This is a genomic window from Dokdonella fugitiva, assembly GCF_004342425.1.
GTDB classification, from domain to species: Bacteria; Pseudomonadota; Gammaproteobacteria; order Xanthomonadales; family Rhodanobacteraceae; genus Dokdonella_A; species Dokdonella_A fugitiva.
Genome location: NZ_SLWQ01000006.1, coordinates 111,628 through 137,053 on the forward strand (window position 1 = coordinate 111,628; position 25,426 = coordinate 137,053).

At 70.2% G+C, this 25,426-nt stretch carries 24 protein-coding genes and 1 tRNA gene; 17 read left to right on the forward strand and 8 right to left on the reverse strand.

Annotated elements, in window-relative coordinates:
- Window positions 1-99: 99 nt before the first annotated feature.
- Genes pstC through phoU form a run of 4 tightly spaced genes read left to right on the forward strand, consistent with a single transcriptional unit; the run spans window position 100 to window position 3,554 of the window.
- Entirely contained in the window at window positions 100-1,098 is a 999-nt protein-coding gene (gene pstC / locus EV148_RS11865; RefSeq protein WP_131998453.1) for a phosphate ABC transporter permease subunit PstC, read from the forward strand.
- Window positions 1,095-1,967: a phosphate ABC transporter permease PstA gene (gene pstA / locus EV148_RS11870; protein WP_241988068.1), complete on the forward strand. Its 873-nt coding sequence runs from the start codon at window positions 1,095-1,097 to the stop codon at window positions 1,965-1,967. The genes pstC and pstA overlap by 4 nt, the downstream gene beginning before the upstream one ends.
- Window positions 1,960-2,784 carry a phosphate ABC transporter ATP-binding protein PstB gene (gene pstB, locus EV148_RS11875; protein WP_131998456.1) on the forward strand — a complete coding sequence of 275 codons (825 nt, stop codon included), beginning with the start codon at window positions 1,960-1,962 and terminating at the stop codon, window positions 2,782-2,784. Before pstA ends, pstB begins: the two co-directional genes overlap by 8 nt.
- A 41-nt stretch (window positions 2,785-2,825) precedes the next feature.
- Window positions 2,826-3,554, forward strand: coding sequence for a phosphate signaling complex protein PhoU (phoU, locus tag EV148_RS11880; RefSeq protein WP_425479859.1), 729 nt, complete (start codon window positions 2,826-2,828; stop codon window positions 3,552-3,554).
- A 21-nt stretch (window positions 3,555-3,575) separates the two neighbouring features.
- Here the strand turns inward: phoU and rlmB are convergent, their stop codons facing one another.
- Both rlmB and rnr read right to left on the reverse strand, forming a co-directional pair.
- Window positions 3,576-4,322 carry a 23S rRNA (guanosine(2251)-2'-O)-methyltransferase RlmB gene (gene rlmB / locus EV148_RS11885; protein ID WP_131998459.1) on the reverse strand — a complete coding sequence of 249 codons (747 nt, stop codon included), beginning with the start codon at window positions 4,320-4,322 and terminating at the stop codon, window positions 3,576-3,578.
- 327 nt (window positions 4,323-4,649) lie between these two features.
- The gene (rnr, locus tag EV148_RS11890; protein ID WP_241988069.1) at window positions 4,650-6,863 is read right to left on the reverse strand and encodes a ribonuclease R; all 2,214 of its coding nucleotides are present in this window, start codon (window positions 6,861-6,863) and stop codon (window positions 4,650-4,652) included.
- Here rnr and EV148_RS18930 point away from each other — a divergent pair.
- Window positions 6,862-7,203, forward strand: a complete 342-nt coding sequence (locus EV148_RS18930) for a hypothetical protein (protein ID WP_241988070.1) — start codon at window positions 6,862-6,864, stop codon at window positions 7,201-7,203. The two genes, rnr and EV148_RS18930, sit on opposite strands and share 2 nt — an antisense overlap.
- Window positions 7,204-7,262: 59 nt before the next feature.
- Window positions 7,263-7,347 (forward strand) — tRNA-Leu (locus tag EV148_RS11895).
- Window positions 7,348-7,459: 112 nt separating this feature from the next.
- Here the strand turns inward: EV148_RS11895 and EV148_RS11900 are convergent.
- Entirely contained in the window at window positions 7,460-8,368 is a 909-nt protein-coding gene (locus EV148_RS11900; protein ID WP_131998465.1) for a dienelactone hydrolase family protein, read from the reverse strand.
- 316 nt (window positions 8,369-8,684) lie between these two features.
- On the opposite strand from EV148_RS11900, the gene EV148_RS11905 reads away from it, so the two are divergent.
- Window positions 8,685-9,602, forward strand: a complete 918-nt coding sequence (locus EV148_RS11905) for an oxygenase MpaB family protein (protein WP_131998469.1) — start codon at window positions 8,685-8,687, stop codon at window positions 9,600-9,602.
- Window positions 9,603-9,678: 76 nt separating this feature from the next.
- On the forward strand, window positions 9,679-10,836 hold the full coding sequence (locus EV148_RS11910) for a M23 family metallopeptidase (RefSeq protein ID WP_131998472.1): 1,158 nt from the start codon (window positions 9,679-9,681) through the stop codon (window positions 10,834-10,836).
- A gap of 162 nt (window positions 10,837-10,998) precedes the next feature.
- Here the strand turns inward: EV148_RS11910 and EV148_RS11915 are convergent, their stop codons facing one another.
- Window positions 10,999-11,838 (reverse strand): AraC family transcriptional regulator, encoded by an 840-nt coding sequence (locus EV148_RS11915; RefSeq protein WP_131998475.1) that lies wholly within the window; start codon window positions 11,836-11,838, stop codon window positions 10,999-11,001.
- Between the two features lie 116 nt (window positions 11,839-11,954).
- Between EV148_RS11915 and EV148_RS11920 the strand changes: the two genes are divergently transcribed.
- Window positions 11,955-12,500, forward strand: coding sequence for a carboxymuconolactone decarboxylase family protein (locus EV148_RS11920; protein ID WP_131998478.1), 546 nt, complete (start codon window positions 11,955-11,957; stop codon window positions 12,498-12,500).
- A gap of 54 nt (window positions 12,501-12,554) precedes the next feature.
- Here the strand turns inward: EV148_RS11920 and EV148_RS11925 are convergent, their stop codons facing one another.
- On the reverse strand, window positions 12,555-12,821 hold the full coding sequence (locus tag EV148_RS11925; protein WP_131998481.1) for a DksA/TraR family C4-type zinc finger protein: 267 nt from the start codon (window positions 12,819-12,821) through the stop codon (window positions 12,555-12,557).
- 555 nt (window positions 12,822-13,376) lie between these two features.
- Here EV148_RS11925 and EV148_RS11930 point away from each other — a divergent pair.
- A complete protein-coding gene (locus tag EV148_RS11930; RefSeq protein ID WP_131998484.1) occupies window positions 13,377-15,008 on the forward strand; it encodes a choice-of-anchor Q domain-containing protein in 1,632 nt (543 codons plus the stop codon).
- A gap of 167 nt (window positions 15,009-15,175) precedes the next feature.
- Here EV148_RS11930 and EV148_RS11935 read toward each other — a convergent pair whose 3' ends face one another.
- Entirely contained in the window at window positions 15,176-16,243 is a 1,068-nt protein-coding gene (locus EV148_RS11935; protein WP_158287445.1) for a restriction endonuclease, read from the reverse strand.
- 326 nt (window positions 16,244-16,569) lie between these two features.
- On the opposite strand from EV148_RS11935, the gene EV148_RS11940 reads away from it, so the two are divergent.
- The 4 genes from EV148_RS11940 (at window position 16,570) to EV148_RS11955 (ending at window position 21,342) form a co-directional block, all read left to right on the forward strand.
- Window positions 16,570-18,933, forward strand: a complete 2,364-nt coding sequence (locus EV148_RS11940; protein ID WP_131998490.1) for an FG-GAP repeat protein — start codon at window positions 16,570-16,572, stop codon at window positions 18,931-18,933.
- A gap of 221 nt (window positions 18,934-19,154) precedes the next feature.
- Complete coding sequence (locus tag EV148_RS11945) at window positions 19,155-19,475, forward strand: DUF3761 domain-containing protein (RefSeq protein WP_131998493.1); 321 nt, start codon at window positions 19,155-19,157, stop codon at window positions 19,473-19,475.
- A gap of 287 nt (window positions 19,476-19,762) precedes the next feature.
- Complete coding sequence (locus tag EV148_RS11950) at window positions 19,763-20,110, forward strand: YciI family protein (protein WP_131998496.1); 348 nt, start codon at window positions 19,763-19,765, stop codon at window positions 20,108-20,110.
- Window positions 20,098-21,342 (forward strand): RNA polymerase sigma factor, encoded by a 1,245-nt coding sequence (locus EV148_RS11955; RefSeq protein ID WP_131998499.1) that lies wholly within the window; start codon window positions 20,098-20,100, stop codon window positions 21,340-21,342. The genes EV148_RS11950 and EV148_RS11955 overlap by 13 nt, the downstream gene beginning before the upstream one ends.
- Here the strand turns inward: EV148_RS11955 and EV148_RS11960 are convergent.
- Both EV148_RS11960 and EV148_RS11965 read right to left on the reverse strand, forming a co-directional pair.
- Complete coding sequence (locus EV148_RS11960) at window positions 21,339-22,133, reverse strand: LytR/AlgR family response regulator transcription factor (protein ID WP_131998502.1); 795 nt, start codon at window positions 22,131-22,133, stop codon at window positions 21,339-21,341. The genes EV148_RS11955 and EV148_RS11960 overlap by 4 nt on opposite strands.
- Entirely contained in the window at window positions 22,130-23,230 is a 1,101-nt protein-coding gene (locus EV148_RS11965; RefSeq protein WP_131998505.1) for a sensor histidine kinase, read from the reverse strand. The genes EV148_RS11960 and EV148_RS11965 overlap by 4 nt, the downstream gene beginning before the upstream one ends.
- Before the next feature lie 200 nt (window positions 23,231-23,430).
- Here EV148_RS11965 and EV148_RS11970 point away from each other — a divergent pair, with 200 nt between their 5' ends.
- From EV148_RS11970 to EV148_RS11980, 3 genes are all read left to right on the forward strand, one after another.
- Window positions 23,431-23,787 carry a hypothetical protein gene (locus EV148_RS11970; RefSeq protein ID WP_131998508.1) on the forward strand — a complete coding sequence of 119 codons (357 nt, stop codon included), beginning with the start codon at window positions 23,431-23,433 and terminating at the stop codon, window positions 23,785-23,787.
- Window positions 23,788-23,896: 109 nt separating this feature from the next.
- Window positions 23,897-25,099, forward strand: a complete 1,203-nt coding sequence (locus tag EV148_RS11975) for a hypothetical protein (RefSeq protein WP_131998511.1) — start codon at window positions 23,897-23,899, stop codon at window positions 25,097-25,099.
- A gap of 71 nt (window positions 25,100-25,170) precedes the next feature.
- Complete coding sequence (locus EV148_RS11980; protein WP_131998514.1) at window positions 25,171-25,386, forward strand: hypothetical protein; 216 nt, start codon at window positions 25,171-25,173, stop codon at window positions 25,384-25,386.
- Window positions 25,387-25,426: the final 40 nt, after the last annotated feature.

Consider the following 25,426-nt stretch of genomic DNA (forward strand, 5'->3'; position numbering starts at 1 on the left):
GTGGCCGGGGATGGCGTCGCGGTCCACGTCGCCGCGAACGCCATCCCCTTCCCGTGGCCATCGGCAGACCCTCCTCGACTGCGCGAACGACGACACCCCATGGCCGCCAACAGCAGCGTCATCACCCCGGCGATCACCGCCGCGATCGTCGATGCAGACCGCCGCAGCGCGCGCGACGCGCGCGCCGACCGCGCGTTCCGCTGGATCGTCACCGCGGCCGGCATCTTCGTGCTGCTCGCGCTCGCGTGCGCGGCGCTGTCGATGCTCCGGGGCGGACGCGAGGCGTTCTCGACGTTCGGCCTCGGTTTCCTCTTCTCGACCGAATGGGATGCGGTCAACCACCACTTCGGCGCGCTCGTGCCGATCTACGGCACGCTCGTCACCGCGCTCATCGCGATGATCATCGCCGTGCCGGTGAGCTTAGGCATCGCGCTGTTCCTCACCGAGGTCGCGCCGGACTGGATGCGCGGCCCGGTCGGCGCCGCGATCGAACTGCTCGCCGGCATCCCTTCGATCATCTACGGCATGTGGGGCCTGTTCGTGTTCGTGCCGCTGATGGGCGAATACGTGAGCCCGTGGCTCGACGCGCACGTCGGCGCGCTGCCGCTGGTCGGCCCGTTGTTCACCGGCCCGCCGCTCGGCATCGGCATGCTCACCGCGGGCATCGTGCTCGCGATCATGGTGATCCCGTTCATCTCCTCGGTGATGCGCGAGGTGTTCCTCACCGTGCCGACGCGCCTCAAGGAGTCGGCCTACGCGCTCGGCTCGACCACCACCGAAGTCGTCTGGGACATCGTGCTGCCGTACACGCGCTCGGCGGTCATCGGTGGCATCTTCCTCGGCCTCGGCCGCGCGCTCGGCGAGACGATGGCTGTCACCTTCGTGCTCGGCAACGCGCACCAGCTGACCGCTTCGCTGCTGATGCCGGGCAACTCGATCGCCGCGACGATCGCCAACGAATTCACCGAAGCCGATTCGGACATCTATCGCTCCTCGCTGATCGCGCTCGGCTTCCTGCTGTTCGTAGTGACGTTCATCGTCCTCGCCGCGGCGAAACTCATGCTGCGCCGCCTGTCCCGCCAGGAGGGCGCGAAGTGAACGCCCCGTCGCACGCGGTGTCCGACCGCCTCTACCGCAACCGGCGCGTCAGGAACGCGATCGCGCTCGGCCTGTCCGGCCTCGCCACGCTGTTCGGCCTGTTCTGGCTCGTATGGATCCTCTGGACCACGCTGCGCACCGGCCTCGGCGCGATGAAACCCGGCCTGTTCACCCGGATGACGCCGCCGCCGGGGTCCGACGGCGGCCTCGCCAACGCGCTGTTCGGCAGCGCGGTGATGAGCCTCGGCGCGATCCTCGTCGGCACGCCGATCGGCGTCGCCGCGGGCACCTACCTCGCCGAATACGCGCGCAAGGCTCCGATCGGCGAGGCGATCCGCTTCGTCAACGACATCCTGCTGTCGGCGCCGTCGATCGTGCTCGGCCTGTTCGTCTACACGCTCGTCGTGCGCACCAGCGGGCACTTCTCCGGCTACGCCGGCGCACTCTCGCTCGCGCTGATCGTGCTGCCGGTGGTCGTGCGCACGACCGACGAGATGCTGCAGCTCGTGCCGGGCACGATGCGCGAAGCCGCGCTCTCGCTCGGCGTGCCGCAGTGGAAGGTGACGATCCAGGTACTGTACCGCTCCGCCCTGCCCGGCATCGTCACCGGCGTGCTGCTCGCGCTCGCGCGCATCAGCGGCGAGACCGCGCCGCTCCTGTTCACCGCGCTCAACAACCAGTACTGGACGCACGACCTGTCGCAGCCGATGGCGAGCGTGCCGGTCGTGATCTTCCAGTACGCGATGAGCCCGTACGACTCGTGGCACGCGCTTGCCTGGGCCGGTGCGTTCGTCGTCACGCTGTTCGTGCTGCTGCTCAGCCTGCTCTCCCGCGCGATCCTGCTCCGCAACAAGGCCAGCCATGACTGACGCCCATTTCGCCATCGCTCCGTCCGCGCCCACCGCCGCCGCGGCTGCGCCCGCCACCGGGGCGCGCCCGAAGATGGCCGCGTGCAACCTCGACTTCCACTACGACGGCTTCCACGCGCTGAAGGGCGTGAACCTCGAAATCGCCGAGAAGCGCGTGACCGCGCTGATCGGTCCGTCCGGTTGCGGCAAGTCGACCCTGCTGCGCGTGTTCAACCGCATCTACTCGATCTATCCGAAGCTCGAGGCGAAGGGCGAGGTTCTGCTCGACGGCGACAACATCCTCGACCCGCGCTTCCCGCTCAACCGCCTGCGCTCGAAGGTCGGCATGGTGTTCCAGAAGCCGGTGCCGTTCCCGATGTCGATCTACGACAACATCGCCTACGGCATCCGCCATCACGAGAAGCTCCCGAAGGGCGAGATGGATGCACGCGTCGAGCAGGCGCTCACGCAAGCCGCGCTGTGGGGCGAAGTCAAGGACAAGCTGAGGCAGAGCGCGCTCGGCCTGTCCGGCGGACAGCAGCAGCGCCTGTGCATCGCGCGCGCGATCGCATTGCGACCGGAAGTGATCCTGCTCGACGAGCCGACTTCGGCACTCGACCCGATCGCCACCGGCAAGATCGAGCAGCTGATCTCGGAATTGAAGCACGAGTTCACCATCGCGATCGTCACGCACAACATGCAGCAAGCCGCGCGCTGCTCCGACTACACCGCGTTCATGTACCTCGGCGAACTGGTCGAATTCGGTGAAACGGAAACCCTGTTCACCAAGCCGGCGAAGACTCGGACCGAGGACTACATCACCGGCCGCTTCGGCTGAGCCGCCCCACGACGAAACGACAACCTGCGACAGGCCAAGACATGAACGTGACGCCGCACTCCCACGACCATATCGTCAAGAGCTACGACGAGGAACTCGAGCGCCTCACCGGCGAATTGCAGCGCATGGGCAAGCTCGCACTCGCCCAGCTCGCGGCCGCCGTCGACGCGGTGATCGAGCGCGACAGCCACGCGGCGTCGAAGATCGTGCACAACGACAGGACGATCGACGCGCTCGAGCACGAGGTCAGCCACGACGTCGTGCGCCTGCTCGCCCTGCGCCAGCCGATGGCGCGCGACCTGCGCGAGATCCTCGCCGCGCTGCGAATCGCCACCGACATCGAGCGGATCGGCGACTACGCCGCGAACGTCGCCAAGCGTTCTATCGTGCTGAACCAGTCGAAGCCGGTGCAACTCGTCGCCGCGCTGCCGCGCCTCGCGCGCCTCGCCCAGTCGCTGGCCGAGGACGTGCTCGACGCCTACCGCAACTACGACGCGGACAAGGCGCTCGATGCCTGGGCGCGCGACGAGGAACTCGACGAGCAGTACACCGGCCTGTTCCGCGAGCTGCTCACCTACATGATGGAAGACCCGCGCAACATCACGCCGTGCACGCATCTTCTGTTCATGGCGAAGAACCTCGAACGCATCGGCGACCACGCGACCAACATCGCCGAGAACGTCTACTTCCTCGTGCATGGCACGCAGATCGCGCAGGCGCGCCGCAAGGGCGACACCACCTCGGTGCTGCCCATCGACGATCCGCGCTGAATCGCGCGCACGAGCCGGAGGTCAGCGCTTCGCGGAACGCTGGCGCAGTGCCTCGAACAGCACGATGCCGGTCGCGACCGAGACGTTGAGGCTCTCGACGTCGCCCCGCATCGGGATCCTGGCGACGAAGTCGCAGTTCTCGCGCGTGAGCCGGCGCATGCCCTCGCCTTCGCTGCCGAGCACGAGCGCGATCGGGCCGTCGAGGTCGACCGCGTACACCGACTGGTCGGTGTCGCCGGCAAGACCGACGAGCCAGACGCCGGCATCCTTGAGCGCCTTGAGCGCGCGCGCGAGGTTGGTCGCGGCGACGATCGGCACGCGATCGGCCGCCCCGGCCGAGGCGCGACGCACGGTCGGCGTCACGCCGACGGCGCGATCCTTCGGCACGAGCACCGCGGTTACGCCGGCCGCTTCGGCGCTGCGCAGGCAGGCGCCGAAATTGTGCGGATCGGTGATGCCGTCGAGGACGAGGAACAGCGCATCGCGCCCGGCCTGCTCGACGAGTCCGGGCAAGGCCGAATCGGCCAGCGGCGCCGGCGCGTTGTAGCGCGCGACGACGCCCTGGTGGCGCGCGCCGCCGGTCATGCGGTCGAGCGCGGCGCGATCGCGCGCGTGCGGCTTGACGCCGAGCTCGCGCGCACGCTCGCCGAGTTCCTTCACGCGCGCATTGTGGCTGCCGCTCTCGATGTACAACTCGACGAGGTTGGCGACGTCGTGGTTCAGCGCGGCTTCGACCGCGTGGATGCCGATCAGGAGTTCGTGGCTCATCGAGGGTAAGGCGGAGGCTGGGGTGCGAAGGGTAACGCCGGGGGCCGGTGTTGTGGGGAAGCGGTGGGACGGCCGAGAGCTGGGACGCATCGCGGCTTCCACCGCCACCGAAGCGGCGCCCCCTCGGCCGTTCGCCCCGAGCGCAGGCCGCAGGCCGGAATCGGAGGGCCATCGTCCTCGACCGCGGGCTCCGCTCAGCGCAAACGGATCATGCCGTGTGCCGGCCTTCGACGACAGTTGCGCCCAGGGATGGCGATGCGCGGGATTTCGTGGCGCAACTGTCTGCCGCGAAGCGCTCCGCCGCGCCCCCTGCCCTCGCGGGACGCGCTAGCGCCCACTGGCCAGCCGGAAATCGATCTTCCGGTCCTCCAGGCTCGCGCGCAGCACCTGCACGCGCACCTCGTCGCCGAGGCGGAAGCGCAGGCCGCGCCGTTCGCCGGTGAGCAGGCGTCGCGTCGCATCGAAGTGGTAGTAGTCATTCGGCAGCTGCGTGATGTGCACGAGGCCCGTGATCTTCGACTCGGTCAGTTCGACGAACAGGCCGAACGAGGCGACGCCCGAGACGATGCCCGCGAACTCGCTGCCGACGTGCTTCTCCATCCATGCGCATTTGTAGCGTTCGTCGACGTCGCGTTCCGCCTCATCCGCGCGGCGCTCGTTCTGCGAACAGTGCACGCACAGGCTCGCCATCGCGCTCGGGCTGTACTCGTAGGCCGCCGGCTTGCCACCGGAAAGCGCGTAGCGGATCGCACGGTGCACGAGCAGGTCCGGATAACGGCGGATCGGCGAGGTGAAATGCGTGTACGACTCGAGGCCGAGGCCGAAATGCCCCGGGTCGTCCGGCTGGTACACGGCCAGGCTCTGCGAGCGCAGCAGCACCGACTCGATCAGGCTCGCGTCGGGACGCTTGCGCACCTTCTTCAGCAACGCCGAGAAATCGCCCGGGGTCACCTGCTCGATCGGCGGCAGGCTCAGCTTGAACTCGCGCAGGAACTCGAGCAGGTCGTCGTACTTCGACGCCGGCGGTGGCGCGTGCACGCGGTATGGCGTCGGGATGCGGCGCTTCTGCAGGTATTTCGCCGCCTCGACGTTGGCGGCGATCATGCATTCCTCGATCAGCTTGTGCGCGTCGTTACGCTCGTAGGCGCCGAGCTGCACGACCTCGCCGCCCGCGCCGAGGCGGAATGCCACCTCGTTGCTCTCGAAGTCGATCGCGCCGCGCCGCTGGCGCGCCTTCGCGAACAGCTTGTAGAGCTGGTGCAGGTGCCTGAGCTGCGGCAGCACGTCGGCGAGCTCGGCGCGCGCGTCCGCGTCCTTGAGGCCGATCGCGCGCCACACCTTGTCGTAGGTGAGCCGAGCGTGCGAGCGCATCACGGCCGGGTAGAACTTCGAGCGCTCGACTTCGCCGTCGTGGTCGACCTGCATTTCGCAGGCCATGCACAGGCGCTCGACTTTCGGATTGAGCGAGCAGATGCCGTTCGACAGCGTTTCCGGCAGCATCGGCACGACGAAGCCGGGGAAGTACACCGACGTCGCACGGTTGTACGCTTCCTCGTCGAGCGGCGAGCCGGGCCGCACGTAGTGCGACACGTCGGCGATGGCGACGATCAGGCGGAAGCCGCGTTCGTTCGGCTCGGCGTAGACCGCATCGTCGAAATCCTTCGCGTCCTCGCCGTCGATCGTCACCAGCGGCGTGTCGCGCAGGTCGACGCGCCCCTTGCGCTCGGCCGCCGACACTTCGGGTTCGACCTCTGCCGCGTCGCGCAGCACCGCGGCCGGCCACTCGTGCGGCAGGTCGTGGCTCGCGATCGCCATCTCGACCACGAGCGACGGCGTCAGGCGCTCGCCGAGGATGGTCAGGATGCGCCCCATCGGGCCGCGCTGCACGGTGGGCTGGTCGGTGATCTCGACGACGACGATCTGGCCCGACCGCGCGCCGCGATCCTTGCCCGGCGTGATGAGCACGTCCTGATGCAGGCGCCGGTCGTCCGGCGTGACGAGCACGAGGCCGTTTTCCTCGATCACGCGCCCGACCAGGCGCGGCGAGCGACGCTCGAGCACCTCGACGATCGCGCCCTGGCTGCGGCCACGCCGATCGACCCCGACCACGCTGGCGAGCACGCGATCGCCGTGCAGTACCTTGCGCATCTCGGCCGGTGACAGGTACAGGTCCTCGCCGCCCTCGTCGGGCCGCAGGAAACCGAAACCCTCCGCATTGGCGATCACGTTGCCGCGAATGAGGTCGAGCTTGGTCGCCACGCCGTAGCCGCCGCGACGGTTCTGGATCAGCTGGCCGTCGCGCAACATCGCGGCTAGCCGGCGCGTGAGCGCATCGAGGTCCTGCGGCGCCGACAGCTGCAGCGCGCGCGCGACCGCCTCGATCGTCATGAGTTCGCCGCTCTGCTCGAGCAGGGCGAGGATCGCTTCGCGGCTCGGGATCGGCCGCTCGTAGCGGCTAGCCTCGCGCTCGGCGTGCGGGTCGTGCACCGCCGGCGGCCGCACGCCCTTGCGCGGCGGCAACGCGGGCAGACGTTCCGGCATGAATTTCGGCGGCGGCGAGCGCCGGCCGCGAGTGCGCGCGTCGTCGCGCCCGCCGGCGGCACCCGGCGACTTCGCGGCTTCGCGTGCCGGCTTCGCCTTCGCCTGCCCGGCGCGCTTGCCCGGGCCGCGCGCGTTGCGTGCGCCGGGCATGCGTGAATCGGTTTTTCTTCTCTTCAAAGTGATGATGTCCTTGTCGTTCGACGGCAGCGTCGCCGAGCGGGTCGGTGATTGCAAGCCGCGGGCGCCATTGGCGTGGCCGGCACGTCACGGCGGGCCGACAGGCCGGTTGCGCGACGTCGGGAGGCACGCGATCGGTCCACAGGTCCGCCGCTTCCGTTGACACGCTGCGACGCGGCCAGTATCGTTCGCGCCCCCGGTCAGGCATGCCTGCTCGGGCTGGCCCAGGTGGCGGAATTGGTAGACGCACTAGTTTCAGGTACTAGCGGGTAAAACCGTGGAGGTTCGAGTCCTCTCCTGGGCACCAACGAATGCATGAAGAAGCCCGCGCACAGCGGGCTTTTTTGTGCCTGTACGCCTCGATGTTGACGCACCGGCGCTGAACGACGACCCATCGCCCGGCGCCGTGCCGCGCCCCTTCAGGTCGCCGGCTTGCGCAGGACGCGATCGAACAGCGCGAGCGTGCGTTTCCAGGCTTCCTTCGCAGCCGCTTCGTCGTAACGCGGCGTCGTGTCGTTGTTGAAGCCGTGCTGGGTGCCGGCCGGCTGGTACAGCGCGTAGCGGACGCCCGCGGCCTTCAACGCGGCTTCGTAGGCCGGCCACCCCGCATTGACACGCTCGTCGTTGCCGGCGAGCACGACGAGCATCTCGGCCTTGATCTTCGCGACATCCTCGCTCGCCGGCGCGGGGCCGTAAAAGGATGCGCCCGCGAGCAACCTCGGCACGCGCGTGGCGAGGAAGTTCACCATGCCACCGCCATAGCAGAAGCCGACCGCGCCGAGCCGGCCATCGCCGCCCTCGGCGTGCAGCAACCAGTCCGCCGCTGCGAGGAAGTCGGCATGCGTCTTGTCCTGGTCGAGCTTGGCGAACAGGGCGCGCGCGGCGTCTTCGTCGCCGGGATAGCCGCCGAGCGGGAACAGCGCATCCGGCGCGAAGGCGAGGTAACCCTCGAGCGCGAGGCGACGCGTGACGTCCTCGATGTGCGGGTTGAGACCGCGGTTCTCGTGCACGACGAGCACGACCGGCAATGCGCCGTGCGCGGCCTTGGGGCGCACGAGATAACCGCGCGCCTTGCCGTAGCCGTGCGGCGACGCGAATTCCACATGGCTCGCGGCGAGCCGCGCGTCGTCGGGCTCGACCTGCCGTGCCTCGGCGAAACGCGGACTCAGCGCGGCGAGCAGGCCGGCCGCGCCCGCGCCACCCGCGGCGAATCGTGCGGCGGCAGCGAGGAAGCCGCGGCGATCGATCATGCCGTGCACGTACTGGTCGAACAGCCGCAGCACTTCGGGATCGAGATCGGTGGCGGCGAGGCGCGGTGGGTTCGGCATGGCATGCTCCGGATGCGAGAAGGATCGGATCGTGCGCGCGTGCGACGATACGCAACGTCGCCTCAGGCGAAATCCACATAGGGATTGCGCGCCATCGACTCAAGTTCGCCCGTCGGGATCCTCGCCACCACGAGCGCGACGAAGCACCAGGATCACGCCGTGCGCGAGCAGGATCTGCAGCACGATACCCGCGGGATCCTGCGCAGGTCGTCGATCACCCTCATGTCTTTTCCTCCTCCCCCGCGGCAACGCGCACGTCGCGCCATGCGGCCCGCACTTCGTATCATCGCGCCTGTCGCCGATCCGTACGAGCACGATGCCGCCCGACCTTGCCAGCCTCGCCGCGCCAGCGACCGCACGCATCCGCCGCTGGGTGCTCGGCGTGTTCCCGCGCGGCCAGGACGGCATCGACTACGAGCATCCCGCCGGCGATCCGGGCCTGTTCGGCCCCGACAGCGCGACCTGGCGCGTGCATGCCGATTTCCCGGGCATGCTTTCGGGCGGACTGTGCGCGCTGATGCTGCAGCTGCTGCACCCGCTCGCGCTCGCCGGCGTCTGGGACCATTCGAACTTCCGCACCGATCTCGTCGGGCGCCTGCGCCGCACGACGTCGTTCGTCGCGGGCACCACGTACGCCGCGCGCGCCGACGCCGAAGCGCTGATCGCGCGCGTCGCGCGCATCCATGCCAGCGTGCGCGGCCACGCGGCCGACGGTCGCGCGTATTCCGCCGACGACCCCGCGCTGCTCACCTGGGTGCACGTGACCGAAGCATACGGCTTCCTCGAGGGCTACCGGCGCTTCGCGCCCATCCGCCTGCCCGGGGACGCAGCGGACCGCTACTACGGCGAGGTACGCCGCATCGCCGAACGCCTCGGCGCACGCGACGTGCCGGCCTCGCAGGTCGAGGTACAGGCGTACTTCACACGCATGCAGGCCGAACTCCGCTTCGACGCGCGTTCGCGCGAAGTGCTCGCCGTACTCGCGCGCATCCACCTGCCCGTGCCGCTGGCCGGCGTGTCGCGCGACCTGTTTCTCGGCGCGGGTGCTGCGCTGCTGCCCGCATGGGCGCAGGCCATGCTCGCCCGCACGCCGGTGCAACGCCTGCAGGCGCGTGCGTCCGCGCGGGTCCTGCGGGCGCTGGCGCCGCTGTTCCGCGCCGCGTTGCCGGACGGCATCGCGCCGCGTGCGTGCCGGCGCGTCGGCGTCGCGCCTGCGGTACTCACGCGCTGGTGAGCGCATCCGCTCCCGCACTTCCGCGCTGCGCGCGGACACCGCAAGATGCACGTTCGCCGTGTTCCAGGATGTCGTCATGAACCTCGCCTTGCGTACTCTCCTGTTCGCCTGCTGCTTGCCGTTCGCCGTGCACGCCGCGCCGCTGCGCGAGGGCATCGTGTTCTCGGCCGGGCCTGCACCGACGCCCGTGCGCAGCGGCGCGACGCAACGCCTCGCCTACGAGCTGCACCTGACCAATCATGCGGACGCACCGCTCGTCCTCGAGCGCATCGAGGTACTGGATGCTGCGTCGACCGTGCCCCTCGCCGCGCTCGCTGCCGACGAACTGCAGGCCGCGCTGCGCCTTGCCGGTGCCGCGCGCGGCGAACCACCGACGCGCACGCTCCCGCCCGGACGCAGCGCGATCGCCTACCTCGACCTGCGGTTCGATGCGTCGCGGGCCGCGCCAGGTGCGCTGCGCCACCGCCTCGCATGGTCGCGCGACGGTGCCATGACGACCGTGGAAGGCGCGGACACGCGGGTTTCGGCGCGCGCCCCGGTCGTGCTCGGTGCGCCGCTCGGCGACGGCGACTGGGTCGCGCTCTACGACCCGGCGATGGCGCGCGGCCATCGCCGCGTCGCGTTCGCGATCGACGGGAGCTTGCGCATTCCCGCGCGCCATGCGGTCGACTGGATGCGCGTCGACGCCGGCGGCCGGCTCTCCCATGGCGACGAGCAGGTGCTCGCGAACTGGTACGGCTACGGCGCCGACGTGTTCGCGGTCGCCGATGCGACCGTCGTCGCAGTGCGCGACTCGATCGCCGAACCGGCACGTCTCGACGCCACGACACGCCATCCGCTCGAGGACGCGAGCGGCAACCACGTCTCGCTCGATCTCGGCGACGGCCGCTACGTGCACTATGAACACCTGCAACCGGGCAGCGTCAGCGTGCGTGTCGGCGAGCGCGTGAAGCGCGGCGCACCGATCGCCAGGCTCGGTTTCACCGGCGACGCGACCGGGCCGCACCTGCACCTGCACGTGAGCGACGGCGCGACGCCGCTCGCCGGCGAGGGCCTGCCCTTCGTACTCGATGCCTACGACGCAGTCGGCGCATTCCCGTCCATGGGCGCGCTCGGCCGGCCGTACGCATCCGAGCCGGGCACGCGTACGTGCACGAACGAACTACCCTCGCCGGCCGCCGTCGTGCGCTTCGTACTCCGCGATGAGCGCAGCGCAGCGGGGCTGAAGGATTGAACACGAAGGAACGAAAAGATCGGAAGAAGCTCTGAAGCTTTGCAACATGGAGTACACGGAGCAAGCCGTACGAAAAGAGCTTTTCACGCGAGCGCTTTTCCTCCGTGTGCCCCGTGTTTGGATGCCCTTTCCGCTTCAGCTTCGCTTCGTGTCCTTCGCGTTTCAGGCTTTTGCTTCCGAAGCATCGACCGTGCGTCGCCAATCGCGCGGGGAATGGCCCACCCAGGCCTTGAAGGCGCGCGACAGCGCGGCTTCGCTGCCGTAGCCGACTTCGTCGGCGATGAGCTTGAGCGGGCGGCCGCGGCGCAACGCCTCCTGGGCGAGGCCGACGCGCCAGCGTGCGAGATAGTCGCCCGGGGTCGCCCCGACGGTATCGCGGAACGATGCCGCGAACACGCTGCGCGACATGCCTGCCTCGGCCGCGAGCGATTCGAGCGTCCATGCCTGGGCCGGGCGCTCGTGCATCGCGGTGAGCGCGCGCGCGAGTTGCGGCTGGGCCAGCCCGGCGAAGAGCCCGTGTTCGATGCGGCCTTCGTCCATGAGGCGGCGCAACACGAACACGAGCACGGCCTCGAACAGGCGATCGACGAGCGCCTGGCGTCCGCAGCGCGGACGGAACGCCTCGTCGAACAACACCTCGAGCACGCCGGCGCAGCCATCGAGCTCGGCCAGGGGCAGGCAGACGAATCCCGGCAGCGCATCGGCCAGCGGGTTCGCGCCGCCGGCCGCGAAACGCAGGTGCGCGCACGCCATGTCCGCGCCGACACCCGGATCGGTGTCGAAGCGATGCGCGAGCGGCCGCGGATAAAGCAGCAGGCTCGGCGCCTCGAGGTGCACGGCCGGCGCGCCAGCGTGCGACACGCCGATCGGTCCGCGCCTGATGAGATGGAGCTGGCCCAGCCCCGGCTCGGCCGGTATCTCGGTGATGCCGCAGAGCGCGCCGGAATGGAACATGCGGGCGCTGACCGAGAAGCGTTGCAGCAGTGCGTCGAGGCGGTCCATGGCGATCTCGGGGACGATGGATCAAGAATTACAGACTCTACAGCACCATGAGTCCGAGCCATACCCCTAGAGTCGCCGTGTGCCGATCGGCACGCATCCACTCGAAGGAGAACGCCATGTCCTACATTCCTGCACTGCCGCGCGAAGCCGTCTCCGGCGCCGTCGGCGCGAGCCTCGATGCCGTGCAGAAGAAGCTCGGCGTGCTGCCGAACATGTTCCGCACGTTCGCGCATACGCCGGTCGCCTTGAACGCGTACCTGCAGCTTGCCGAGGCCACCGCGGGCGGGCGCTTCACGGCGAAGCAGCGCGAACTCATCGCGCTCGCGGTCGGCGAGCGCAACGGCTGTGACTACTGCCTCGCGGCACACGGCGCTATCGGCCGCATGGTCGGTCTCGATGCGACCCAGATCGCCGCCGCGCGCAACGGCGATGCCGACGCCGCGGGCGATGCCGCACTGCTCGCGCTGGCCCGGCGCATCCTCGATACGCGTGGCCACGTGCCGACTGCGGAGCTGGATGCCTTCAAGGCTGCCGGCTTCGACGACGCCGCGATCCTCGAGCTGCTCGTCAACGTCGTGCTGAACATCTACACGAACTATACGAACCACCTCGCGCGCACGGATATCGATTTCCCCGCCGCGCCGGCGCAGCGCGCCGCCTGAAAACGATCGGCCCCCGCTCGGGCGGGGGCCGGTCGATCGATCCGGAATGCGGGTTCAGCGCAGCTGGCTGTCCTTGCTGCCGCGCCGGTTGTACCCACTCTGCACGGACTGTTCGCGGTCGTGGGCCTCCTGGCAGGAGACGCACAGGCGGACGCCGGGAACGGCCTTGCGCCGCGCCTCCGGGATTGCCGCCTCGCATTCTTCGCAGTACGTCAGCGACGGACCACGCTGGAGACGGCTGCGCGCGCGCTTGACCGCATCCTCGACGGTCGCGTCGATCTGGTCCTGCACTGCACCATCGCCGGCCCAACCGGTGGCCATCGCTGTTCCTCCTCACCATTCGATTCCAGCTCCGGCCGCGACTGCGGCGAACGATGGATCGATGTTCACACCCTACGACATGGTGGCACCCGGCGGCAAAAAAACCCCGCAGTCCCGGCGTCTCACGACGAGCGGATGCTGCGGGTAGTGGTGCCCGTGCGGAAGGGATGCGACGGGCACGCGGAGCATCGGCCGGTCCCGTCTCATTTCATGAGAGCGGTGGCGCCCCCAACCGGGCCGCTCGCCCCGGCGTACCCGCGCCTCATGCCGCCGATATCGGCTTGCATGCGCGGCCGGCTGGCCGCACGTTGCGCAAGTCCGCACCGGATCACGAGAAATCCGGATCGCGTCAGGAATCCGTCATGCTTCGCCGCGGCGTCTCCTGTTGCAATCGCGGCCCCGTACCCCGACGAGACCACCGATGCGACGTCCCGAAACGCCCCGTCCGCGCCCGCGTCCCGCGCAGGCTCTCCGCTTGCACTCGCGCTCGCGCTCGCCTTCGGCCCGAACCTGGCCGCGACGGCCACGCCGAAACTCGACCAGCGGCCGGTCGCGATGTCGCCGGCTCCGTTCAACACCGGCTTCGCGATGGGCGGTCAGAAGGCCGTGCTGCACCGGCAGCTCGCGCATCGGGGCCTGCTGCCCGCCGCCGCACCGGCGCGACCTGCCGCCACGGTGACCGTCACGAACTGCGACGACGCGGGCGCGGGCTCTCTGCGCGAAGCATTCACGAACGCGGTGTCGGGCGACACGATCGACCTGACCGCGCTCGGCTGCAGCACGATTTCGCTGACCAGCGGTTCGCTCACGACGAGCGCCGACGATCTCGCCATACGCGGCCCGGGCGCGAAGCAGCTCACGATCGACGGCAACGACACGACGCGGCTGATCGCGCACACGGGCTACGGCCTGCTCGACATCGACGGCGTGGCCTTGCGCAACGGCCGCTATGACTACACCGGCCCGGTCCTGTACGCCGGCCTCGCCGCGGGCGCCTGCGTGCTGTCCTCGGGCAGCATCACCTTGACCAATTCCACCGTCGAACACTGCAGCGCGAGCGGCACCAGCGTGTCCGGCGCGGCGATCGACGCGCTCGGTCGCCTCATCCTCACCGACAGTATGGTCAGCGGCGTCGACGCGAGCGCGCATTCCGACGAGATCTCGGCGACGATCTACGGCGGCGCGGTCTACGCGGCTGCGTCGTACATCACGCGCTCGACGATCAGCAACGCGACGGTCTCCGCGACCGCCTCGACGGCGTTCAGCGGCACCTTCGGCGGCGGCGTTTTCTCGATCTACGGCATCGTGCTCACGGACAGCCGCGTGAGTGGCGTGTCGGTCGATGTCGCCGCCGGCAAGATCGCCTACGCCAAGGGCGGCGGCATCGGTTCGCCGCAGACGGTGATCATGTCGGGCAGCAGCGTCGAGGACAACCACGTGCGCGGCACGCCCGGTGTCGGCGCGAGCGGCGCCTACACCTACATCAGTGCGATCGGCGGCGGCGGCGTGTACATCGCCTCGATCCCGCGCGGCTTTCCGCCGGAGTCGACGATCACCGGCTCGACCATCAGCGGCAACACGGCGACCTGCGACGGCCCGCTCGGCGATTACACGGTCGGCGGCGGTGGTGGCCTCGGCAGCTGGTCGCCGCGCCCCGTCGTTATCACCAATTCGACGATCTCGGGAAATTCGGCGGCGACGATGGGCGGCGGCCTCTATGCGCGGCACCGCGGCGCATTCGCGCTGTCGAATGCGACCGTCACGGACAACACCGCGCCGACCGGTGGCGGCATCGCCGACCAGGGCGACGAATCGGTCTACGACCTGTCGCTCGTGAGCAGCATCATCGCCGGCAACCACGCGACCGATGCCACGTCATTCGAGATCACGACCCTGCATGCGATCAGCGGCAGCGTGAACCTGCTCGGCAACGCGAACGTCGCCGTGCCCGCCGACACCCTCGGTGGCGACCCGCTGCTCGCACCGCTCGCCTACAACGGCGGCCCGACCCGCACGCACGCCCTGCTCGCGGGCAGCCCGGCAATCGACGCAGGCAGCAATCCCGCGGCGCTCGAACACGACCAGCGCGGGGCAACCTTCCTGCGCACATCCGGAACAGGTACCGACATAGGCGCGTTCGAACTGCAGCCGATGCCCGACGAGCTGTTCGCCGACGGGTTCGACTGAGCGCCGAAGAACAGGCAGGCCCCGCCGGCTCCCTCTCTCCCCCGCCGGCATCCCCAGTACGGGCCTGTTTGCACTCCTCCCGCGGGGTTGCCTCCCTCACCCCGCGGGAGGAGATTTTCCCGAATCGCTCGCCGTGGTGTCGCGCAACCGGGCCTGCATGCCCGACGTCAGCGTGCGCGCCGGCTCGCGTCGGAAGCGATGTTCGCAACCTCGCCCGGTGACGCACACGCGCCCGAGATGATCGCGTCGCCGGCCTTGCGCGAGGTCGCCTCCTGCAGGTCGACGATGATCGACGAGGTGTCACCGAGCGGTTCGATCGCGGCGCAGACCGTCGCGATCATCTCCCCCGACCCGGCGCGACCGCGCGCGACGACGACGACGAGGTCGTTGTCGTCGAGCCAGAACGCCTCCTGCACGCCGCCCAGCGGCCGCACCGCCGCCCGCGCCGCTTCGCGGTCGAGGCGGCGCGTCGCCGTGGGCGCGATCGGGTCGGCCTTGACCGGAGCGCGCGCGCCCGCTTCGACGCGCCTAGCCGGCGGCGCGGCGCCCGCGAGCGAATACGGATCGACCAACGGCAGCGCCGCGCGCGAGCGACGGTCGTCGGGCAAGGGCGGGATCCGCGCGCCGCGCGTCGCGGTCAGGCGCGGCCCGGGGCGCACCATCGCGTTGAGCGAATGCACCACGCCCGCGCAGACGACGACGCAGGCGGCGAGCGTGAGTGCAGGCACCAGGAGCCCGCGACGCGGCATCGGTCGCGAGCGCGAACCGGCGCTGAGCGTGAGCTGCGGGTGTGCATACATTGGCGGCGGACTGTCGCGTGCCGCGGATTCGAGGGCGGTCGCATCGATCATCGTGCGCAGCCGTTCGCCGTCGACGAGTTCGACCTGCCCGATGCGCGCGGCCGCGTCGATCGCGGCGGCGGTGAATTCCCCGGTCGTGACGTAGACCGCGCCGGTGGCCGCCTCGTTGACCATGACCGCGTGCAGCTCGCGTACTTCGTGCTGCGGCACCTGGAACGCCCGCCAGCGCTTGCACTGCACGATCACGTAGGCATCGTCGCGGCGCAGCTCGAGGTCGAACCCGCGGTCGTAACGCTGGCCGGTGAAGTCCGCGCCGACTTCCTCGACCTGCCAGCCGCAACTGCGATAGTGGTCGGCGAGGAGCGCCTCGAAGCGCGCAGGATCGATGCGCGCGAGCGCCTCGTCCCACGGTGTATGGCTGGCCTTCAAGGTCACCGAGCGCCTCCTGCTCCCCCGTTCCTGCGCTCGCCCGCGGCGCAGCCGCGTGCGCCGCCGCGGACGGCGTCGTCGGAGGCTGGAAGCAACAACGGGGCCAATCAGGGCCGCGATCGCGATCCAAGTGAATTCATGAAGTTCGCCGGCATCGCTCGACGGAGGCTCAACTTGCAACCGTCGACCATCGTCATTTTGTGACGGATTGCAACGTGCCGACGCAACGCACGGAATCGTGCGGGGGTGGCCTGGGCGGCGCGACGCCCGTGGCCCGTGCGGACGCCATCCTGCGTGGACAGGCGCAACACGTTCGAACGGGATCCACCGCCATGCGCTCGCCCGGAACTCCACTGCCGCCTCGATCGGCGAGCCTGCCGTGGGCGTGGCTCGTGATCGCACTCTGCGCAGGCCCCGGCGCGCCCGGCGCCCACGCCACCAGCTACGCGCTGCGCCAGGAGCTCAGCGCGATCGCGTCGGGCGAAGGTTCGCCGGGCGATGCCTTCGGCTACTCGGTGGCGATCGACGGCGACATCGCGGTCGTCGCCGACTTCGGCATCGCGACCCGCCCCGGCAAGGTTCGCACCTACGTGCGCTCGAACGGCACCTGGATGCGCGAGGCCGGGCACGACCTCGACCTCTACGGCGACTCGAGCGCGATGCTCGCGCTGCGCGACGGCACCCTCGCGGTGAGCTCGTTCGACTCGACCACGAACCGGAGCTACGTGTACGTCTATGAGCATACGCCCGCCGCGTGGGAGACCCTCTCGGGCTATTCCACGACGGCCGCCTACTACGACCGGATCGCCACGTCCGGATACATCGTCGTCGTCGGCGAGCCGGACTACGACGGCGGCGCCGGGCAGAACCAGGGGCGTGTGCGCGTGTTGCGCGACACGGGCAACGGCTGGTCGTCGGCTTTCCTGCTGCCGACGACGCCACAGGCCGGCGCGCGTTTCGGCGAGTCGGTGGCGATCGTCGCCGGCGCGGTCGTCGTCGGCGCACCGCGGGAGACCGTCGGGCCGTACGTGGAGGCCGGCGCGGCCTACGTCTACGAACTCACGATCGACACCTGGAACGAAGCCGCGCGCCTCGTGCAGAGCTCAGGCGACCTCACTGCCAACCATTTCGGCAGTGCGGTCGCGATCAGTGGCGCCGACGTGACCACGCCGGATCGCCTGCTCGTGAGTTCGCCGTCGAACGCAGGCACGGGCCGCAGCGGGCGCGTGCACAGCTACACGCGCACGAACGGCACCTGGACCGCGCGCACGGTGCTGCAGGCGCCTTCGCCGTCGGCGACGGACGGCTGGGGCTGCGCGCTCGCGCTCGACGGCAACTGGGCCGCGATCGGCCAGTGCAGCAGCAATGCACAAGCCACCGGCGGCGGCGCTATCGAGGCGGTGCGCTTCTCGAGCGGCTTCACCAGCGTCGTCGCCACGTACCTCGCTACCGATCCGCTCGGCGCGGCGAACGAATACCTGGGCTACCGCATCGACGTCGATCGCACGGGTCCGACCTTCATCGTCGGCAATCCGGCCGCGGCGATGTACGGCAATCCCTCGCAGGGCGTCGTGCTGTCCGGGACCGTGGCCAATGACACGTTCACGTTGACGCGCGCACTCGACCTCGGCCAGGGCCTCGGCGGTGCGCGCGCGAGCACGATCGCCAGCGACGGTGACACCCTGCTCATCGGCGCGCCGCAGGAGGACATCGGCCTGCAGCAGGAACGCGGGGCGGTGTACGCCTACCGCCGCGTCGGCGGCCAGTACGTGTTCGAGTCGCGCATCCTCGCGCCTGACGGCATGGCCGGCGACTACTTCGGTTCGCGCATCGCGTTGCAGGGCGACGTCGCGCTGGTCAGCGCGATCGGGCGCACGCAGGGCGCCGTCGACGCCGCGGGCGCGGTGTACGCCTTCCACCGCGAGGGCACGACGTGGTCGCTCGAACGGCAATTCCTGCCGGTCGCGCCGCAGTACGAGGAAGAGTTCGGGGAAGGCATCGCTTTCGACGCCGGCACCGCGATGATCAGCAACCGCCACGACAGCACGTTCGTGCATGTGCGCTCCGAAACGGGCACCTGGACGGCGGTGCAGACGATCGACCACGTCGGCTGGCCGGTGCGCCTGCACGGCGACACCGCGATGCTCGCCTACTTCGGCGCGAACGACAGCGCCGGCGAGATCGGCGTCTACGCGCGCAGCGCCGGCACCTGGCAACTGCAGGACACGTTGCAGGGGTCGCTGCCGGGCCAGGGCCTCGGCATCGACGCGAGCCTGCACGGTGACTGGTTCGCCGCCGCGAGCAACGATGTGGCGACGCCGGTGCAACTGTATCGCCGCACGCAGAACGGCTGGCTGCCCGAGGCCAGCCTGTTGCCGGATGACGCGACGCCCGACACCTGGTGCTGGCACGTGGCGATGGCCGCGCAGACACTCGCGATCGGTTGCAGCGCGCCCGGCAACGCCGGAGCGGTCTACCTGTTCCAGAAGCAGGCCGGACTCTGGACCCAGCAGCAGAAGCTCGAACTGCCCGATCCGCGCGGCGGCGACGCGTTCGGCTTCAGCCTCGATTTCCGTTCCGACGGCACGCTGTTCGCGGGCTCGCCGGGGCGCGATCTCGCGTTCACCGACCAGGGCGCGGTCTACGTCTGGTCCGAGGAACGCCTGTTCGCGGATGGCTTCGAGGCCGCGCACTGATGGACGGCCGGATGGCCGGTTTCGTCCGGGATTGACAAAGCTTGGCGTCTCTGGGCGGGGTTCTGCCCGCGCTCGCGCGGCATTCGACAGTGCCCTGCGGGGCGGCAAAGCCGCGCCACGCTTGGCTGAACGGGGCCCCGGCACGGGATCGGCCATACGGCGCCGTTTCTGGCACGTTAAATGCTTGTCAACCCGTGTCACCCTGACGATGGCGTGGAGGCATGTACATCATGAACATTCTTCGTCCAGCGGCCTGCTCGGCAATCCTGGCCCTCGCGGTGGCTTCCTCTTCCGCGTTCGCCGCCCGAGGCGACAGCTGCACCGCTCGCGTCGCGGGCCCGCAAGGCCAGTCCGGCGCGACGATCGGCAAGCTCGATGCCGACGGCAAGTGCGTGGTCAAGTCCGAAACCAAGAGCTCGGGCAGCGCCAGCGGTCTCGAAGCAAGCGCCCAGTGCAAGGATCTTTCCTTCAGCTACTCCAAGAAGCGCGAAGGCGCGTGCGCCAAGCACGGCGGCGTGCTGGAGTGGCTCGCACAAGGCTGATCACGAGGACGCGCGGTACGCCGCCCGTCCCTGCCCCGGTACCATCGCGCGACCCCGCTCCACAGGAGCGGGGTCGTTGCGTTTTCCGGCCTTCGCATCCGGCCGCGCCGCCGCCCGCGCCATGCTCGGACGCTCGTCGCGCGGATCCCGACATGGTCGTGACCCTCCTCCCCGCGTTCCCCCGCGGCTGCGTGCGGCGACCGATCCGTTCGGCCGATGTCCGAATGCGGCCCGCCCGATCGACATCGTAACGGCGGCACCTCGCCGTCGATCACAGGAAACCCACCATGCAGTACCTGCTCATGCTCTACGCAAGCGAAGGCGGCTGGAACCAGCTGAGCCCGGCCGAACAGCAGGCCGGCATCGCCGCCTATACGGCCTACACCGAGGCGCTGGCGAAAGCCGGCGCACTGGTCGGCGCGAACCGGCTGCAGGATTCGGACACCGCCACCACCGTGCGCCTCGTCGACGGCAAACCGGTCGTGCAGGACGGCCCGTACGCCGAGGCGCGCGAACAGATCGGCGGCTACTACCTCATCGAGGCACCCGACCTCGACGCCGCACTCGCCTGGGCCGCGCGCTGCCCCGGCGCGAGCCATGGCACGATCGAAGTGCGACCCGTGTGGCACAAGTAGCCGACGCCGGCAACGCGGCGCGCGCGACGGCGGAAACCGTCGCCGCGCGCAGCTACGGCCGGCTCGTCGCGTTCCTCGCGGTGCGCACGCACGACGTCGCCGCCGCCGAGGACGCGCTGTCGGACGCGTTCGCGACCGCGCTCGCCGAATGGCCGCGCAGCGGCTGTCCGGCGAACCCGGAAGCGTGGCTGCTCACCGTCGCGCGCCGACGCCTCGTCGACGGCGTGCGCCGGCGGCAGGTCGGCGAAGCGGTACTGGGCGAGCTGCAGCAGCTCGCCGAGCACGTCGTCGATGCACCCGACGAAGCGCCGATCCCCGACCAGCGGCTCGCCCTGCTGTTCGCCTGCGCGCACCCGGCGATCGACGCCGCCGTGCGCGCGCCGCTGATGCTGCAGACCGTGCTCGGCCTCGACGCGAAACGCATCGCGGCCGCGTTCCTCACCTCGCCCGCCGCGATGGGCAAGCGTCTCGGCCGGGCGAAACAGAAGATCCGCGAGGCCGGCGTCCCGCTGCGCGTTCCCGAGCGGGCCGAATTGCCGGCGCGCCTCGATGCGGTGCTCGCGGCGATCTATGCCGCGTTCACCGACGGCTGGTGCGGCGGCGACGCCTCGCGCCACGAGCTCGCCGAGGAGGCCATCTTCCTCGCGCGCATCGTCGTCGAGTTGCTCCCGGACGATGCCGAGGCGCCCGGCCTGCTCGCCTGCATGCTGTACGCGCACGCGCGGCGGGCCGCGCGCCGTTCCGCCGGCGGCGACTACGTGCCGCTGCACGCGCAGGATGTCGCGCGCTGGGACAGCGCGATGATCGGCGAAGCCGAAGCGCTGCTGCGCCACGCGAGCACGCTGCGGCGGATCGGCCGCTTCCAGCTCGAGGCAGCGCTGCAGTCCGCGCACGTCGAGCGCCGGCGCCACGGTCGCGACAACGCGACGGCGATCCTGCAATTGCACGATGCGCTCGCCATGCTCGCGCCATCGCCAGTCGCCGCGATCAACCGCGCGCTCGCGCTTGCCGACGTGCACGGCGCCGCCGCCGGGCTCGGCGCACTGCCCGATCCGCGCATCGACGCACGCATCGCCGGTTACCAGCCGTACTGGGCGACACGCGCGGACCTGCTCGCGCGCAGCGGCGCGGCCGCCGAGGCGCGCGCCGCGTACGAGACGGCGATCGCGCTGGAAACCGACGAGGCCGTGCGGCGTTTCCTGCGCGGGCGGCGGGCGGCGCCCGGCACCTAGCTGCCGTCCGGCCGCGCATCGCCGGGCGCGTGCAGGGTCGCGAGCCGGAGGAAGCTCTCGTGCTGGTAACGGCTCATGCGCAGCCGTTGGCCGGTGTCCATGACGACGACGTGATGGCCGTTGAACCAGGGATGGATCGCCTGCACGCGCCGCACGTTGACGATCGCCGAACGGTGCACGCGGGCGAAGCGACGCGGATCGAGGCGCGCGACGAGGTTCGCCATCGTCTCGCGCAGTTCGTGGCTGCGATCGGCCAGGTGCAGCACGACCGTGTTGCGGCTCGCCCTGATCCAGACGACGTCCTCGACCGGCACGAGCACGACGTGCTCGTCGACGCGCACCGGGATGCGCTCGATCCAGTCGTCACGCGGACGCAGCGCGGCGAGCGCCTCGAGCAGTTCACGCGTGGACGCCGGCGCCGGCCCCGCGGCGAGGCGCGCCTTCACGCGGCGCAACGTCGCGAGAAAGCGCTCGCGGCTGAACGGCTTGACGAGGTAATCGACCGCGTTCGCCTCGAACGCGCGCACCGCGTACTGCTCGTAGGCGGTCACGAACACCGTCGCCGGCATGCGGTCCGCGCCGATCGCGGCGACGACGTCGATCCCGTTCATCGCCGGCATCTGGATGTCGATGAAGACGAGGTCGGGCGAATGCGCGCGGATCGCCGCGACCGCGGAGGCGCCGTCGCCACATTCGCCGAGTACCTCGATGTCGACATCGTCGCGCAGCAATCGCACGATCGCATGCCGCGCGATCGGCTCGTCGTCGACGACGAGGGCCGCGATGCTCATGCGGCGTCCTCGACGTCCGGCAGCTCGATGCGGCGCAGCGGCAGGCGGATGCGGCAGGCGACGCCTTTCGGCCACAGGCTGTCGAGGCGGATCCCGGCGGCGTCGCCATAGAGTTCGCGCAGGCGCAGGCGCGTGTTGGCGAGGCCGATGCCGCGCCGGCCTATCTCGCGCGCCATGCCGTCGAGCACGCTGTTGGCGTTGCGCACTTCCAGGCAGAGCGATTCGCCGTCGCGGCGACTGTCGATCTCGATGCAGTCCTCGCCGACGTGCTTGCCGATGCCGTGGCGGATCGCGTTTTCGACGATCGGTTGCAGGATCAATGCCGGCACCGCGCACTCGAGCGTGTCCGGATCGACGTAGACGCGCGTGGTCAGCCGATCCTTGAAGCGCATGCGCTGGATGCCGAGGTAGAGGTCGAGCAATTCGAGTTCGCGCTGCAGGGCGATCTCCTGCCCTTCCTGTTCCTCGAGGAACGCGCGCAACAGCTCGCTCAGGCGCAGCAGCATGTCCTCGGCGGACGCGGTGTCCTCCTGCAGCAGGGTGACGATCGCATGCAGCGTGTTGAAGAGGAAATGCGGCTGCAGCTGCGTCCGCAGCACCTGCAGGCGCGACTGCGCAAGCTCGGTCGCGAGCCGGCTCGCCTCGACCTCGCGCCGCGTCTTCTCGCGGTAGTGGCGCATCGCCGCGTGCAGCGCGAGCAGCGCGGCGTAGGTGAGCAGGCCGATCGCGGCATGCTGGCCGACGAACTGGTCGACCTGCTGGCCGAACGTGCCCGGCTCGAACAGGTGCGACACGAGCGCGCCGGCGATGAGCGCGATCGCGGTGATCGCGCAGGCGAGCAGCGCTTGCCGGCGCAGGTTCGCGAAGGTCGGCGGCGAGACCGGATATTGCTCGGCGAGGCGGAAGACCAGGGGCGCCAGCGCGGCCCACGTGTACCACTGGATCATCGACCAGCGCAGGTAGACCAATGCCGGCCAGGTGTGGCCCTGCAGCGAATCGTGCAGGTAACCCTGCACCGCGAACACCAGCACGACACCGGTCCACAGGCCGAGGTAGCGCCACAGGCCGATGTCGTCGTCGAGCAGGCGGATCTTCATCGCGTCGTCCGCAAGGGCGTCGCGACCATCGTAGGCGGCGCAGGCGTGTCGCGGAAGGCACCACGGGTCACGGCTGCGATTCGTCCCGCTGCCACGACGATTCGTCCCGCCACGGCCGCGCGCACGCGCCGCGCCGCGTCCAATGCCGCAGGCCGGCTCGAAGCGATCGCCGTGATCGCGCGCCGGACGGCGGAGGACCCATGCACGCGACGATCCTGATCACCCTGCTGTTCGCTGGTGGAATGGCGCAGGCGGAGGACCTGCATTACCTCGACCTCGTCAACACGGCGCCGTCGAGCCTCACCGCATTCGCGGTCGCGCCGGCAGGCAGCGGCGAGTGGCGCGAGGTGCAACTCGGCGATGCGCCACTGCAGGGCGGCGGCGATTCGGCCACGGTCGCGATCCGCGGCGAAGGCTGCCTGCGCGACCTGCGCAGCACGTTCCGCGACGGCCGCGTGCTCGTGCAGCGCGATTTCGACGTCTGCCGTTATCGCAGCTACCACACGGGGCAATACCTGCGCCGCGCGCGCGCCGTTGCGCGCCCCTCGCACGACTGAGGCGCCGGACCGGACCAGCACGCATCGCGAAAGTGGGCCTCCCGGCGCGTCGTCGCAGCGACGACGCTGCTGCCGTCACGAACGGTGACGTCCTTCATCGGAGAGACCCATGCGCCAGATCATCACTTTCGCGATCGCCGCCGCGCTCGGCGTCGCTGCGCCGGCCGCCTTCGCCAGACCGGCGCCCCATCCGGCGTCGTTCCCGCACTACCGCGTCACGGTGCTGCCCGCGCTCGACGGCGGCGTCGCTGCCAACACGCGCGGCAAGAGCATCAACGACCTCGGCCTCGTCGCAGGCTATTCGAACGCGGCGAACGGGCAACGCCATGCAACCGCGTGGGTACTCGGGCGCATCATCGACCTCGGCACGCTCGGCCACGCGCCCGATCTCGCCAGCGCGGTCGCCTGGCCGAGCAAGAACCTGCTAGGCATGGTGTCGGGCATCTCGCTCGTCGACGCGCCCGATCCCGGCGGCGGCCAAGGCTGGAGCTGCGCCGCGGGCGGTTTCCTCGCCAATCCCGGCGGCCATGCCTGCCACGGCTTCCTCTGGGCCTTCGGCCGCATGCACGACCTCGCGCCCTTGCCCGGCGGGCACAACAGTTTCGCGACCGGCACCAACAGCTGGGGCCAGACCGTAGGCTGGGCCGAAAACGGCGTGATCGATGCTGCCTGCCTCGCGCCGCAGGTACGGCAGTTCCGGCCCGTGGTCTGGGGGCTCGACCACCGGCCGCGGGCCCTGCCGCTCGTCGAGGGCGACACGTCGGGCTCGGCCACCGCGATCAACGACCGCGGCCAGATCGCCGGCATCTCGGGCATCTGCGACCAGGCGGTCGGCCGCTCCAGCGCGCGCCATGCCGTGCTGTGGGACGGCGGCCACCTCGTGCGCATCGACAACCCGAGCGGAGCGCCGTACTGGAACACGCCGATGGCCTTGACCGAGCGCGGCGAGGTCGCCGGCTTCGCCGGCGTGCCCGACGATTTCGACGGCAACTTCACCCGCGCGTTCACCTGGTCACGCTCGCGCGGATGGACGTGGATCGACTTCTTGCCCGGCGACGTCGCCGCGATCGGCACCGGCATCAACCTGCGCGGCGAGGTCGTCGGCTATTCCAACGACGGCACGAACTTCCATCCATGGATCTGGCGCAATGGCCAGCTCGCCAACCTCGACGACCTCGTCGACCGCAGCAATGGCTTCGACGGCACGCTCACGCTCGCCGACGACATCAATGACGCGGGCGTCGTCACCGGGCGTGCGACCGCGGCCGACGGCAGCAGGATCGCATTTATCGCAACACCGACCGGCCACTGATGTACGAACATGATCGTACGGCGGCGCACGCGGGGCGTGCCTCGTCGTCGAACGGAACCTGGAGAATCGCAATGAACGGCAACATCCCCGAAGAAGGCCAGGACGTCCAGGTCAGGATCGGCGGTGGCAGCTGGCAGTCGGCGACCTATCGCCGCGGCCAGTTCGTCGACGCGTTCGGCCTGCCGCTCGATCCGGCGCGGATTTCGGAATGGCAGGCGGCCGAGCCGCGCGTGCGCGACACGCGCGACCGGCTCGCCGAGTGGAACGCGCTCGGCTCGTTCCACTGAGGCGGATGCACGCCGCCGCGGCGAACCGGCGCGGAGCCGG